11 protein-coding genes and 1 tRNA gene are annotated in these 14,495 nt (G+C 69.9%); 5 read left to right on the forward strand and 7 right to left on the reverse strand.

What is annotated here, in order from left to right; translation table 11 throughout:
- Positions 1–19: 19 nt before the first annotated feature.
- The 5 genes from sucC to ACSMXV_RS34660 all read left to right on the forward strand — a co-directional run bounded on the left by sucC (position 20) and on the right by ACSMXV_RS34660 (position 6,588).
- Complete coding sequence (gene sucC / locus ACSMXV_RS34640; protein ID WP_473175055.1) at positions 20–1,180, forward strand: ADP-forming succinate--CoA ligase subunit beta; 1,161 nt, start codon at positions 20–22, stop codon at positions 1,178–1,180.
- Positions 1,181–1,192: 12 nt separating this feature from the next.
- Positions 1,193–2,077, forward strand: coding sequence for a succinate--CoA ligase subunit alpha (gene sucD / locus ACSMXV_RS34645; RefSeq protein WP_473175056.1), 885 nt, complete (start codon positions 1,193–1,195; stop codon positions 2,075–2,077).
- 277 nt (positions 2,078–2,354) lie between these two features.
- A complete protein-coding gene (locus ACSMXV_RS34650; RefSeq protein ID WP_473175057.1) occupies positions 2,355–3,896 on the forward strand; it encodes an aldehyde dehydrogenase family protein in 1,542 nt (513 codons plus the stop codon).
- A 303-nt stretch (positions 3,897–4,199) separates the two neighbouring features.
- A tRNA-Leu gene (locus ACSMXV_RS34655) sits at positions 4,200–4,284 on the forward strand.
- A 738-nt stretch (positions 4,285–5,022) separates the two neighbouring features.
- Positions 5,023–6,588 carry a pectate lyase family protein gene (locus ACSMXV_RS34660; protein WP_473175058.1) on the forward strand — a complete coding sequence of 522 codons (1,566 nt, stop codon included), beginning with the start codon at positions 5,023–5,025 and terminating at the stop codon, positions 6,586–6,588.
- A 277-nt stretch (positions 6,589–6,865) separates the two neighbouring features.
- Here ACSMXV_RS34660 and ACSMXV_RS34665 read toward each other — a convergent pair whose 3' ends face one another.
- The 7 genes from ACSMXV_RS34665 to ACSMXV_RS34695 form a co-directional block, all read right to left on the reverse strand.
- Entirely contained in the window at positions 6,866–7,813 is a 948-nt protein-coding gene (locus ACSMXV_RS34665; protein ID WP_473175059.1) for a sugar phosphate isomerase/epimerase family protein, read from the reverse strand.
- Positions 7,810–8,418: a nucleoside deaminase gene (locus ACSMXV_RS34670; protein ID WP_473175060.1), complete on the reverse strand. Its 609-nt coding sequence runs from the start codon at positions 8,416–8,418 to the stop codon at positions 7,810–7,812. The genes ACSMXV_RS34665 and ACSMXV_RS34670 overlap by 4 nt, the downstream gene beginning before the upstream one ends.
- Positions 8,419–8,432: 14 nt before the next feature.
- A complete protein-coding gene (locus ACSMXV_RS34675; protein ID WP_473175061.1) occupies positions 8,433–9,959 on the reverse strand; it encodes a GMC oxidoreductase in 1,527 nt (508 codons plus the stop codon).
- Between the two features lie 61 nt (positions 9,960–10,020).
- Positions 10,021–11,151 (reverse strand): ROK family transcriptional regulator, encoded by a 1,131-nt coding sequence (locus tag ACSMXV_RS34680; RefSeq protein ID WP_473179160.1) that lies wholly within the window; start codon positions 11,149–11,151, stop codon positions 10,021–10,023.
- Positions 11,152–11,159: 8 nt separating this feature from the next.
- Positions 11,160–12,650 (reverse strand): carboxylesterase family protein, encoded by a 1,491-nt coding sequence (locus ACSMXV_RS34685; RefSeq protein ID WP_473175062.1) that lies wholly within the window; start codon positions 12,648–12,650, stop codon positions 11,160–11,162.
- A 5-nt stretch (positions 12,651–12,655) separates the two neighbouring features.
- A complete protein-coding gene (locus ACSMXV_RS34690; RefSeq protein WP_473175063.1) occupies positions 12,656–13,537 on the reverse strand; it encodes a carbohydrate ABC transporter permease in 882 nt (293 codons plus the stop codon).
- Complete coding sequence (locus tag ACSMXV_RS34695; RefSeq protein ID WP_473175064.1) at positions 13,534–14,490, reverse strand: carbohydrate ABC transporter permease; 957 nt, start codon at positions 14,488–14,490, stop codon at positions 13,534–13,536. Before ACSMXV_RS34695 ends, ACSMXV_RS34690 begins: the two co-directional genes overlap by 4 nt.
- Positions 14,491–14,495 lie beyond the last annotated feature (5 nt).

The following is a 14,495-nucleotide window of genomic DNA, read 5'->3' on the forward strand; positions in this document are numbered from 1 at the left end:
ACGGCAGTCAGGAGCCGAGATGGACCTGTACGAGCACCAGGCAAGGGAACTCTTCGAGGAATACGGCATCTTGGTGCCGAAAGCCGAGGTCACGAACTCGCCCAAAGGGGCACGCGAGAGCGCACGCCGCCTCGGCGGCCGCGTCGTCGTCAAGGCCCAGGTGAAGACGGGCGGTCGCGGCAAGGCGGGCGGCGTGAAGCTCGCGGCCGACCCGGCCGCCGCCGAACTGACGGCGCGCCAGATACTCGGCATGGACATCAAGGGCCACACCGTGCACAAGGTGATGCTGGCCCAACCAGTCGACATCGACAGCGAGTTCTACGTCTCGTACGTACTCGACCGCGCGGCTGGAGGCTTCCTCGCGATCGCCTCCGCCGAGGGCGGCATGGACATTGAGGAGGTCGCCGCAACCCGGCCCGAGGCCGTGGCGCGCATCCCGGTCGATCCGGCCGAGGGCGTCACCACGGCGAAGGCCGCACAGATCGCCGAGGCCGCAGGTCTGCCCCCGCAGACGGTGGACGTCCTGGTCAGGCTGTGGCAGGTGCTGACCCGCGAGGACGCACTCCTCGTCGAGGTCAATCCCCTAGTCCGGACCGCGCAAGGGCAGATCCTGGCCCTGGACGGCAAGGTCACCCTCGACGACAACGCCCGCTTCCGCCAGTCGCGATGGGGCTCCCAGGAAGTGGAGCACGACGACGCCCTGGAGGCAGCAGCCGCCGCCAAGGGCCTCAACTACGTCAAACTCGACGGGGAGGTCGGCATCATCGGCAACGGCGCGGGCCTGGTCATGTCGACCCTCGACGTCGTGGCCGGCTGCGGTGCGCGCCCCGCGAACTTCCTCGACATCGGCGGCGGAGCATCGGCGCAGGTCATGGCCGACGGGCTCTCCGTGATCCTGTCCGACCCGGCCGTGAAGTCGGTGTTCGTCAACGTCTTCGGCGGCATCACCGCCTGCGACGCGGTCGCCGACGGCATCGTCCAGGCCCTGGACAGCGTGCACCTGACGAAGCCTCTGGTCGTACGCCTCGACGGCAACAACGCCGTCCGCGGGCGCGCCATCCTCGACGGCCGCGCCCACCCCCTCGTCCAGCAGGCCACCACGATGGACGGCGCCGCGCGTCGCGCCGCCGCCCTCGCCCATGCCGACACCACGGCAACCGCAACCATCTCGGGCAGCTGAAGGAGACGAGACATGGCCATCTACCTGACCAAGGAGAGCAAGGTCCTCGTCCAGGGCATGACGGGCGCCGAGGGCATGAAGCACACCCGCCGGATGCTCGCGGCCGGCACGGACGTCGTCGGCGGCGTCAACCCGCGCAAGGCAGGCCGCAGCATCGACTTCGACGACCGGGCCGTCCCCGTCTTCGGATCGGTACGCGAAGGGATCGAGGCGACCGGCGCCGACGTCTCCGTCGTCTTCGTCCCGCCCGCGTTCGCCAAGGCGGCCGTCATCGAGGCCGCCGACGCGGGGATCGGGCTCGCCGTCGTCATCACTGAGGGCATCCCCGTCCACGACGCCGTGGCGTTCCACGCATACGCACGCGCGCGTGGGACCCGCATCATCGGTCCCAACTGCCCGGGCCTCATCACTCCCGGGCAGTCCAACGCCGGCATCATCCCCGCCGACATCACCAAGCCCGGCCGGATCGGACTGGTGTCCAAGTCCGGCACGCTCACCTACCAGCTGATGTACGAACTCCGCGACATCGGGTTCTCGACATGCGTCGGTATCGGCGGAGACCCCGTCATCGGCACCACGCACATCGACTGCCTGGCCGCGTTCCAGGACGACCCCGACACGGACCTCATCGTGCTGATCGGCGAGATCGGCGGCGACGCGGAAGAGCGGGCGGCCGCCTATGTACGCGACCACGTCACCAAGCCCGTCGTCGCGTACATCGCGGGCTTCACCGCACCCGAAGGCAAGACGATGGGACACGCGGGAGCGATCGTCTCGGGTTCCTCAGGCACCGCGCAGGCGAAGAAGGAGGCACTGGAGGCGGCCGGAGTCGGGGTCGGCAGCACGCCGACCGAGACGGCACAGCTGGTGCTTGCGCGGCTCGAACAGGGAAGGTAAGCCGGAGAGGAACGTGACGCGTGAGGACGTCACACGCGAACGTGACACGCCCAGCTGCCCAGCCTGATGTCACCCACAGTGCAACGTGACGTCACTCATAGTTGAGGACGGGGCGCTGTCACCCACAACGGCGCCTCACTACCTTCCGCTTCTGTACGCACGTACGTAAGCGAGAACAAACGCGGAGACGAGCGCGAACACCCACGCGGATCCGCGACGGAACCCGTACGAGCCATGCCCCCGCCCCCGACTGTGCACCGTGAGCGGAGAAAACCGAATGGCATCCACCCTCACCCTCAAGTCCGGAACGTCCTGGGACGACGCCTGGCACCGCTGCCTCGCCGTCGCCCCCGAGGCCTTCCGGGACGACCGTGTCCTCAACCTCTGGGGCTCCGCCTGGCAGGCGGACGGCCGGGCGCTGCCCGCCACCAGCCCCGTCGACGGGAGCCCTATTGCGGGCCCACCGCGCCTCGACGCGGTGACGGCCGGGCAGGCCGTGCGGGCCTCGCTCGACCAGCACCGCGCCTGGCGGCACATCGCCCCCGACGAACGGCGCGCCCGTGTCGCCGCCACCCTCGACGCCCTCACCGAGCATCGCGAACTGCTCGCGCTGCTCCTCGTCTGGGAGATCGGCAAGCCGTGGCGGCTCGCGCAGGCCGACGTCGACCGTGCGATCGACGGGGTCCGCTGGTACGTCGACGGCATCGAACCGATGCTCGAAGGCCGGGCTCCGCTGGACGGCCCGGTTTCCAACATCGCGAGCTGGAACTACCCGATGTCCGTGCTCGTTCACGCAATGCTGGTACAGGCACTGGCGGGCAACGCGGTCATCGCCAAGGCCCCGACCGACGGCGGCGTCTCCTGCCTCACCCTGGCCAGCGCGCTCGCCGCCCGCGAAGGGATTCCCGTCACCCTCGTGAGCGGCAGCGGAGGCGAGCTCTCCGAGGCGCTGGTGCGCGCCCCGGAGATCGGCTGCGTCTCCTTCGTCGGCGGCCGCGACACCGGCGCCGCGGTGGCCACCGCCGTCGCCGACCTCGGCAAACGTCACATCCTCGAACAGGAGGGACTCAACACCTGGGGCATCTGGAACTACAGCGACTGGGACAAGCTGTCGGCGGTCATCCGGAAGCTCTTCGACTACGGCAAGCAGCGCTGTACGGCGTATCCGCGTTTCGTCGTGCAGCGGAGCCTGTTCGACGAGTTCCTCGCCGCGTACCTGCCGGCCGTCCGCACCATCCGCATCGGGCACCCGCTCGCGGTGGAGCAGCCTGACGACCCGTTCCCCGAGCTGGACTTCGGGCCGCTGATCAACGCCGCGAAGGCGAAGGAGCTGACCGACCAGGTCACGGAAGCCATCGACCGGGGAGCCGTGCCACTCCACCGCGGCTCGCTCGCCGACGGGCGCTTCCTCCCCGGCCAGGACACCTCCGCGTACGTCCCGCCGGTGACCCTGCTGGGCCCGCCCCCGTCCTCGCCGCTGCACCACGCGGAGCCGTTCGGCCCGGTCGACACCATCGTCCTGGTCGACACCGAGGCCGAGCTGCTGGCGGCGATGAACGCGTCGAACGGCGCGCTGGTCGCCACCCTGTCGACCGACGACCCGGCGACGTACGAGCGACTGGCTCCGCAGATCCGCGCCTTCAAGGTCGGGCAGGGCAAGCCGCGATCGCGCGGTGACCGCGAGGAGCTGTTCGGCGGGTTCGGCGCGTCATGGCGGGGCGCCTTCGTCGGCGGCGAGCTGCTGGTGCGCGCCGTGACGCAGGGGCCGGGAGAGGAGCGGCTGCCGGGGAACTTCCCCGAGTACCACCTGATGCCGTAGCGGCATCCCTGCACCCGACACGGCAGAACGAGTCGGCGGCGCCCCGGGACGGGGCGCCGACTGCTTCTGCGGGCAGTATGCGGGCAGTAACGGTCGGCGCCGCCCTTTTCCGCCCCCGTCTCGTAACGAGTCGGGCACCCAGGGTGAAACCTGCCCAGTGAGGTCCCTTTAGTCGCTGAGTGAGGTGCGAGAGGGGTCGGGATGGGGGCGGGCGGCCCGGATACGCAGGTGAAAGGCACTCCGAAACCTTGGTATTGTTGTCCATGTCGCCGCGGGGAACACCACGCGAACGACAGACACCTAGTCCGGGTGGCGGAATGGCAGACGCGCTAGCTTGAGGTGCTAGTGCCCTTTATCGGGCGTGGGGGTTCAAGTCCCCCCTCGGACACAACGGATTTTCCAACGGAGTGCTGGTCGGGAGCGATCTCGACCAGCATTTTGTGTTGCCCGGGCGGTGGCGTCGGGCATTGTCTCTGCGCCCCCCTGCGCCCGACCGCCCCCGCGACGCCGCGCACGCGGAACGCGGTGCCCCGGCCGGTCACTGCCGGGCCCAGCCCGGCGGATCGGCGCGGGCCGCCCGCACTGCCTTGGCGGTCGGTCTGCCGCAGTTCCCCGGCGCCTGTTCCAGCGGCACGCCGAGCTGCTCGGCCCAGGTCCTGCGCCAGCCCGCCCGCCGGTTCGCGCGCGCCTGCCGGGCTCGTTCGGACCGTGCCGCGCAGCGCGACTTCGGCGCGGGCGGCCTCCTCGCTGCGCAGCCAGGGTGGTGGTGCGGCGAGGAGGTTGCTCACGTGCTGGGGGGCCGCGAGTTCGATCTCCCACACCGCGAGCCCGAGCGCCGCGCGTACCCGCTCCCGACCCCAGCGCGCCGCGCCGCGGCTCCCGCGGTGCGAACCGTCGTCGTCTGCCGTCCGTCCCCGCCCCTGGTTCATGACGCAAACGCTACGGGGCGCCACTGACAGTGAGCGGCGGGTCGGGGCGGGAGGGGTCCTTGGGCAGAGTCTCCGGCGCTGCTCGGAGCAGACCGGCGAAATTGCCTGCGACAGGTCTGCAACCTCGGCGTCACCCGCGGCGACTACGGCCTGAAGCATCAACACCCGGAATTCAACGATGAATTGGGGAGACAGGGATGAGACGACCAGTCGCAGTGAAGCTCTATGCGGCGCTGGCCGCGATGGGCCTGGCGGCCGTGACCGGTGCGGTTCTGACGATGCCCGAGGCTTCGGCGGCCACCGGCAGCGCCACCGGCTACGCGACCCAGAACGGCGGGACCACCGGCGGTGCCGGCGGGGAAACCGTGCGGGCCACCACGGGAACGGAGATCCACGCGGCGCTGTGCGGCCGGGCCGACAGCAGCACTCCGATCACCATCGAGGTCGAGGGGACCATCAACCACGGCAACACCAGCAAGGTCTCGGGCGACAGCTGCAACACGGCCGACGGCGTGATCGAGCTCAAGCAGATCAGCAACGTCACGCTCGTCGGGGTCGGCAGCGGCGCCGTCTTCGACCAGCTGGGCATCCACATCCGCGAGGCAAGCAACATCATCATCCAGAACGTGACCGTCCGGAACGTCAAGAAGTCGGGCTCGCCCACGTCCAACGGCGGTGACGCCATCGGCATGGAAAGCGACGTCCGCAACGTCTGGGTCGATCACACGACCCTGGAGGCGTCGGGCGGGGAGTCGGAGGGGTACGACGGCCTCTTCGACATGAAGGACAACACCCAGTACGTGACCCTGTCCTACAGCACCCTGCGCAACTCCGGCCGCGGTGGCCTCGTCGGGTCCAGCGAGAGCGACCTGACGAACAGCTTCATCACGTACCACCACAACCTGTACGAGAACATCGACTCCCGCACGCCCCTGCTGCGTGGTGGCATCGCCCACATCTACAACAACCACTACGTGAGCCTCAACGAGTCCGGCATCAACTCCCGAGCCGGAGCCCGCGCCAAGGTGGACAACAACTACTTCGAGGACTCCAAGGACGTCCTGGGCACCTTCTACACCGACGCGGCCGGCTACTGGCAGGTCAGCGGCAACATCTTCGACAACGTGACCTGGTCCAGCGCCAGTAGCGACTACAACCCGGCCGGCCCCGACCCGGAGTCCAACACCTCGGTCAGCATCCCCTACTCCTACAGCCTCGACGACGCCGGTTGCGTGCCCGACATCGTGAGCCGGACGGCAGGCGCCGGCACGGGGCTGCAAGTGTCGGACGGCAACTGCACGCCGCAGACGCCGACGCCCACCGCGACGCCGACCGCCACCTCGACACCCACCGCCACCTCGACGCCGACCGCCACCGCGACATCGACCCAGCCCAGCGGGACCAACCTCAGCATCGGAGCCGGCTCCGACGGCTCCAGCAAGGCCGACGGGACGAGCTACGGCAATGTGCGGGACGGTGACATGAACACCTACTGGTCGCCGGCCGGCTCGACCGGTTCCATCTCGGTCAAGTGGGGCTCCGCCACCACCGTGTCGAGGATCAACATCCGGGAGGCGTCGGGCTCCGCAGGCACCATCGGATCCTGGCGGGTCGTCAACGCCGACACGGGCGCCGTCCTGACCTCCGGCAGCGGGGCAGGCGTCATCACCTTCCCCCAGACCTCACTGAACAAGATCACCTTCGAGATCACCGGCTCGACCGGCACACCACGGGTCGCCGAGTTCGAGACCTACGCGCAATAGCAGCACGCCCCGCTGCCGGTCCGGGCAGCGGCAGCGGGGTGACCGGCCCCCCAACCAGCCGCACCAGCCAGATGAGAGCGGGCGAGGGCTGCGGGTTTCCGGGGGCCGGTGACCATCGAGGTCCGTCTGGAGCTGCAGTCGGCTCGTACTCGCCGTGGTACAAGCGGTTCGGGTCGATCAACTGCGTTCCGGGGTCGTTTTCGGCGAGGTGGCGTGTCGGCGGGGATCACCGGGACCGTGCGGACCGACATCGAGAGTTCGGCGGCGGCGAAGGCGATCATGCCTGAGCCTTCTTCGCAACGGCCGTTCCCGCCCGGAGCGCGGCAACGGGATCAGCCGCCTCATCCAGCTCGATGAGCACGATGCCCGCGCCGGGAGTGAGTGACATCGCGTCGGCCCATCCCCGCCAGTCCACGATGCCCTTGCCCAGTTCGGTCATGTAGGGCTGCTGCTGGGCAAAGACCGCTTCGTCGATGGTGAGTTCGACGTCGATCGGTTTGACCGCGTCCTTCCAGTGCGCCAGAGCGATGCGCTGGGAGTGGCGACGTGCGACAGCGACGGGGTCGCCTCCCCCGAGTGCGATGTGGCACGAGTCGGGGCACAGCCACACGTAGCGCGGATCGGTCAGGGCCATGAACAGGTCGATGTCCCTCTCGTACCAGAGCGTGCTGTTGGACTCCGTGTGGAAGGCGAGCTTCACACCGTGCTGGGCGACGGCCTCGCCGACCACGTGGGCGATGTCGGCCATCCGGGTCATGTACGCGGCGTCGACGAAGAAGGGCGGGCGTGTCCCGAACGTCGTGCGCATGGGCAGTCCGGCGACGAGGAATTCCGCCCCCACGTCGGCGAGGAAGGCCGCGCGTCGTTCGGCGTCGGCGACGATCAAGGGCAGGTTCTCGCTGCGCCTCCAGTCGGGGCATTCGCTCGCGGCGATGAAGGCGCTCACGACGGACAGGCCTCGGGACTCCAGTTCGCGGCGGAACGACCGTGCGTCGCCGAAGGCTCGCAGGACCGAGTCGATGTCGCCGGGCGCGAAGGTCAGCTCGATGCCGGTGACACCGGCCTCGGCCAGCGCGTCCATCACCCGCTGCCAGAAACTCCCAGGGTTGTCGAGGGCCCAGTCGCGCACGGCGTCCGCGGATTGGAGGCCCCAGAAGTCCGGGTGGTAGAAGGTGACGACGTCGGTCGCGAAACGAGGTTCGGTGGTGTCCTCCACCCGTGTCATTCGGCACCCCCGCGGGCGTTGTAGACGACCACACCGTCGCCGTCGACGGCCTCCCGGTAGCCGCGGAACACGGCGAGCGCCTCGTCCCGGAGCACGTCCCGCACGACCTTGATGCCGCGTGCCTCGAACTGCTCGGCCCAGTCCGCGCCGAGCGGTCCCTCGTCGAACGTGGTGATCTCCTCGAGTTCCGGGCCCTCACCGGCGACCACGAGGCCGCGTACCCCGGACCACATGGCCGCGCCGTAGCACTGGATGCACGGACGCCAGTTCACGACCAGTTCGTGCGCCGGCATCCCGTCGCCGCCGAGGTCCCAGCCGCCGGTCGCCGTCTGGGCCAGTCCGAGCGCGACGACCTCGGCGTGCGCACTGGAGACGCCGGAGGCGAGCACGACGTTCACGCCGACCGAGACGATCCGGCCGGTGTCCTGCTCGGCGACGAGTGCCGCGAACGGGCCGCCGTTGCCCTCGCGCCAGTTGCGGTCGGCCAGGCGGTGCACGAGGCGCATCCGGTCGTCGCGGTCGGGGATGACGGCGGGCACGGCGGCCAGTTCGTCGTCGATCCACGCCGGCAGCGCCACGCGGTATTCCTTCGCGATGTCGATCATGATCGAGGTTCCTCTCAGTGTGCGGCGAGTGCGGCGTTGCGTGCGGCGACGGCACGGGCGGCCCGTACGGCGGTCACCGCGCCGGTCAGGGTGACATTGGCGGCCATCGCGGTGGGGATCACGCCGTTGCCGGCGAGATACAGGTTGTCCAAGCCCCACACCCGGCCGTCCGGGTCGCACACGCTGGTGCCGTCGTCGGCGACGCCGGCCCGGACGGTGCCGGTCAGGTGCAGTGACGAGCCGGGCGGGAGCAGGGCCCGTTCGGTCGCGGGATCGAACGAGCCGAATTCCTCGGCCATCGACTGGACTTCGGCCAGTGCCTGCCGGATCAGCGCGCGATCGGCGTCGGAATAACCGAACTCGACGCCGATCCGCGGCATCCCGGCGAGATCGGTCTCGGTCTCGGAGAACACGAGTCGGTTCTCGGGGCGTGACTCGACGGGGACGTACAGCGAGAGCCCCACGGAGTGTGCAAGGGGGCTGCCGTCCTCATCCACGTACGTGCGGTTCATGATCTGACCGTGGAACGGCTGCGCCGCTCCGTTCTGCGGCAGCCAGATCGAATCCGTGCTGAACTCGCCCGCACGCGGCAGGGGCAGGGCGCCGAGGCCGATGCCGAACCGGTCGAGGTCGAGCAGCACCCGGGCGGTGATGAATGCGTGTTCGTTGAGGTAGCGACCCAGCGCCTGGGGCCGGATGCCCGAAGCGAACAGCAGCTGCGGGGTGCGTAGCGCATCCGCGCACACCACCACGGCATCCGCGAGGAGTTCCGTCTCGGCGCCGTCGGTGATGCGGCGCAGCCGGGCGCCGGCGATCCGGCCGTCCGAGACGATGAGGGCCGTCGCGAGCGCTCCGGTCACCAGGGTGAAGGCCGGGTCCCCGCCCTGCGCGATCGCGGGGAAGATCGTCCCCGGAGCCGTGCGTGGCATGGGGCCCGATGCCGTCGGGGTGACGGCCATGGGCATCGGCTGCGGTCGCCTGTCGTCCGGTCCGACGCCGTGGAAGCGCCGGCGTAGTACGTCGAGCACCGTCCGGCCGACCTCGGTCGGGCCGATCGAGGACGGCGTGACCGCGAGCACCCGGTACGCGGTGTCCAGATCCGCCGCCCAGCGGGCCGGGTCGCCAAAATCGAACACCTCGTGTCCGGCGGGCCAGGGGGTCGCGGCGGTCCAGTGCACGCCCATGCCGCCCGCGTTCCAGGCGAGCGCTGTCGCGGGCATCGCCTCGGACTCCTCGCCGAAGGCGAGTGCGTGGAACATGCCGGGTGTCAGGTCGGTGAGGCTGTCCGCGACCTCGCGCACCACCTCGGCACCCGTGTACATGCCCTGGATGCCGGTGACAACCTGCTCGTTGTAGCGCGACCAGAGGACTGGGTCGTCGACGTCGTGCAGGTGCAGGCCAGGGGCCTCGCCTATCGCACTGCCGCCGTCGACCATGGTGATGTCCAGCGCCGGATCGCTGTCGCGCAGCAGTCGGGCCACGACGGATCCCATGATGCCGCTGCCCACGATGAGGACGTCGGTGCGAGGGGTGTCGGTCACAGTGAGACTCCATGTCTTGTGCCACGGATGCCGATGGGGGGTGCGGGCGCTCGGTGCGCGATCACACGCTCGGGACGAGCGGGCCGAACAGCTCGGTGTCCATGCGGTCGAGTGCCAACTTCACGGCGCCGATGAGCGCGGCGTCGCGGCCCAGGCCGGTGGCGCGCAGCTCGATCGCGGGGGTGCGGGCATTGCGCATCGCATCACGCACTCGGGGCAGCAGCACATCGGCCGCGTCTTCCAGACCACCGCCGAGCACGATGAGCGACGGCGCGACCGTCCACGACAAGGTCGTGAGGATCGACGCGATGTTCTCCACGAACTCGTCGACCTCCGCGAGCGCGGCCGCATCGCCGGCCCGGGCCGCGTCGAACCGGCCGAGCGCAACCCTGCGTTGGGCCGGTTCCGGTGAGGTGAGCCACGCCACGGGGCGGTCCTCGACCGAGCCGGTCGGGATCGACACCGCCTCGACGATCTCGCCCGCGGCGCCGTCGAGACCGCGGTGCACGACACCTCGTATGAGGATGCCGAGGCCGGTTCGGTTCCCGAGCATCGCCCACACAACGTTGTCGTGGTCACCGGCCACGCCCCGCCAACGCTCCGCGAGCGCACCGAGGTTGGTGTCGTTGTCCGCGAACCAGGGCATCCGGATGCGTTGCGTGAGTTCCTCGGGCAGGTTCACGCCTTCCCACCGCGTCGTGTGCACCAGGCGCCGCACGACTCCGTCGTCGTCGATGGCACCGCCGCCTGCGACCGCACCGGCTCGAAGGCGGTCCGCCGATCCGCCCGCGTCATCGAGTGCCTCCAGCACCAGCGCCGCCGCGTCGTCAAGCGTGACCTGCGGATCCTGGTAGGCGCGCAGCGGCCGGTGCGCCCGGCCGAGGATGCGGCCGCGCACATCGGCGACGACCGCGGACGCGTCCGAGGTGGTGATGCCCACGGCCGCCAGTAGCGCGTGTTCGGCCCGCAGCTCGTATCGGCGGGCGGGGCGCCCGGCGCAGCCGCTGGTCGGCACGCGGTCCAGTTCGGTCACCCAGCCCGCTTCGACGAGCGAGTCCAGGATGAGCTCGATGGTGCGGCGGGAGAGGCGGGCCTGCTCGGCGAGCGCGGTCAATGTCGTCGGCCCGGCCGACACCGCCAGCGCGCGGAGGATGACCGAGGTGTTGACTCGTCGGACCGCGCTCTGGTTCATCCCGGACATCAGCACGCCTCCGCCACCTCGGACACCGTCCGTACCACGGGATCGAACGCGCCCGTGGTGTCTGCCACGAGCGCCGCGCCGGGCCGACCGTATTCGCGAGCCGGATCTCCGAGCGTCCCGGTCGCCCTCGCCCAGGTCGGCTCCCGGCCGCGGACGAACCCGACCAGATCGGCGTGCATCAACATGGCGAGTTCCGCAGGTGGGTTCGGTCCGAGCGCCTCGGCGACGCCTGGGGCGTCCAGTACGTCGAAGAAGAACGGGATGTCGATGCAGTGCACGGAGCCGCCGAGCACGGGGGAAGGCCATTCGAAGGAGTACAGCCAGGTACCGGCGGTGGCGTCGCGACGGGAGACGGCTACGCGCGGGCAGGCGGCGCGGAACAGGGTGTCCGTCACGCGGGTACCTGCCGCGCGGGCCGCGGCGAGTTCGGCCGCGGCTTGTTCAGCGCCGAAGAGGCAGCTCTGGTGAGGGTTCTCCGGTGTGGCACCGCCGTCGAACTCGTCGCCTGTCGCACCGAGCAGCACAGGTACGCCGTGTCCGTGCACGGTGAGTCCGTCGCTGATGGACACCGGCAGGATGTCGTCGCCGACGAACGGGCCGAGCACGAGCGTGTCGTCGCCCCGCTCGCTCCGCAGGTCGATGAGGGCCTGCTGGATGTGCTCCACGGTGCGGCTGCCGAATCCGGCTCGCGTCGGCGGCACGCCGAGCCTGTTCCCGAGCTGTTCGAGGAAGTCGCGTGCCACGTCCGCACCCACGGCGAAGGTGCCACCGGACAGGCTGACCGCGCGGTGGACGCGGCCGCTGCCGACGGGCGACGACAGCAGCGCGAGCACCGCCGCGCCCCCAGCCGACTGGCCGGCCGCGGTGACCCGGTCCGGATCACCGCCGAAAGCGGCGATGTTCTCCTGCACCCAGTCCAGGGCGAGCAGCAGGTCACGCAGCCCGAGGTTCGTGGGTACGCCGTCCAGCGGGGCGAATCCGTCGACGCCCAGCCGGTAGCCGACGGTGACGCAGACGACACCGTCGCGGGCGAAAGCGCTGCCGTCGTACCACGGACTGGCCGGGCTCCCCGCGAGGAAAGCGCCCCCGTGGATCCACACCACGACCGGGAAGGGCCCACGGTCGTCGTCCGCGGCGGGAGCGACGATGGCGAGGTTCAGCACGTCGTCGCCCGGCACCGACGGCTCCGGCACGGTGGTCGTGGCGAACAGCGGCACGCCCTGGGAGGTGGCACCGTGCCGGGAGGCGTCGAAGGGTTCCGTGAACCGGCCGCGGGGGACCGGCGCGGCGAACCGCCGCGCACCGGTGGGTGCTTCGGCGAACGGGATGCCGAGGAAGCGCCGCACCCGGCCGCTGCGACGGCCGATGATCGTGCCCGCGGGAGCATGCACGGTGTCCGTCCCCCAGTCCTCGGCCGGGGGGACCCCCCTCTCGCTTCGCTCGCCGGGCGCGTCGAGCGGGTCCATCCGGTCGTACGTCAGGTCGTCCATCGGGGTCACCGCATTCCGGTTCCGGCGATGCCCTGCACGAAGTAGCGCTGCAGGAGCAGGAAGAGCACGAGCACCGGCAGCATCACGACGATCGCACCGGCGAGCATCAGGCCGTAGTCGGTGACGTGCGCCGCCGCCTGACTGGTGGCGGCGAGGCCCACCGGCAGCGTGTAACTGGACATGCTCTGGGCGACGATGAGCGGCCAGATGAAGTTGTTCCACGAGGTGAGGAACGACATGATCGTGATCGTCGCGACAGCCGGGCCGGCCAGTGGGAGGAAGACCCTGAAGAAGATCCGGAACTCGCTCGCGCCGTCGATCCGGGCCGACTCGAGCAGTTCGTCGGGGATCGACATCGCGTACTGCCGCATGATGAAGACCGACATCGGCATCGCCATGCCGGGCAGGGCGATACCGGCGAGGGTGTCCGCCAGACCCATGTCGACAGTGATCACGAACTGCGTGACGAACACCGTGGCGAACGGCACCATCATCGCCGCCATGACCGCGCCGAACGCGATCCGCTTGCCCGCGAAGTCGAACTTCGCGAGCGCGTAGCCCGCGGCCGATGCCGCCACGATGTTGCCGACCACCACGATGGTCGCGACCACGATGCTGTTGACCATGAACTGGCCGAAACCTTCGGTTCTGAACAGCCGTACGAAGTTGTCGAAGGTGACGTCATGCGGGAGCCAGGCACCGGGGTCGGAGCGGATCTCGTCGAGACCGCGCAGCGAGCCGCTGATCACCCAGATGAACGGAAGCATCGTGAGCAGTGCGCACAGCACGAGCGCGCCGTACAGCAGCGGCCGGGAGACGGACCGGCGCCGCAAGACGATCCGGTCGGTGGTCATGTGAGCGTCGTCCAACGCGGCGACGGCGGTCATGCGCGGGGCCTCAGCAGCCGGAACTGGACGACACTCACCAGGGCCACGAGCACGAGCATCACGAAGGACGCGGCCGAGGACACCCCGAACTCGCCGGATCCGAACTGGCGGTAGGTGTACAGCGCCACTGACTCGGTGGAGCCCAGCGGGCCGCCGTTCGTGAGCAGGTACGGCTCGTCGAACACCTGGAGGTAGAAGACGGTCAGCAGTACCGACACCATGAGCGTGGTGGGCAGCAGTAGCGGCAGCGTGATGTGTCTCAACTGCCGCCACCGGCCGGCCCCGTCGAGGGAGGCCGCCTCGTACACGTCCTCCGGAATCGCCTGCAGGCCGGCGAGAAACAGCACCATCGCGGTGCCGAAGTTGCGCCAGACGCCGAGCAGGATGACCACGGGCATCGCCAGGTTCGGGTCGTCCAGCCAGTTCGGTCCGGAGAAGCCGACGGCGCCGAGCACCTTGTTGACGGTGCCGCTCTCGTTGAAGGCGTACTGCCAGATCAGTGCGACCGCCACGACGTTGGTGACGACCGGTGCGAAGAAGACCGTGCGGAATCCGCCGCGCAGGCGCTGGATGCCGGAGTTCAGCGCGACGGCCAGCGCGAATCCGATCCCCATGGTCATCGGCACACCGACGGCCACGAAGAGGGCGGTGTTCAGGATGTCCCGCAGGAAGCTCTGATCCCGGAACAGGCGGAGATAGTTCTCGAGTCCGGTGAAGTCGACCGCGAGTGGATGACGCAGATCCGTGCCCCGCAGATCGGTGAGGCTGAATCCGAGCGCGGCGATGGTGGGGATCGCCGTGTAGAGCAGGAACACGAGGCTGAACGGTGCGAGGAACAGCCAGGCGACAGCCGTTCGACGGGTGCCCCGGGAGCGACGGGCCCGGTGCGGCGTCCCCGGAGTCCGCCGCGTCCCCTGGGCTTCCCGGGTGCCAGGGACGAGGGTGGTGGTCATCCGTG

The organism is Streptomyces sp. DSM 42067 (genome assembly GCF_055792885.1).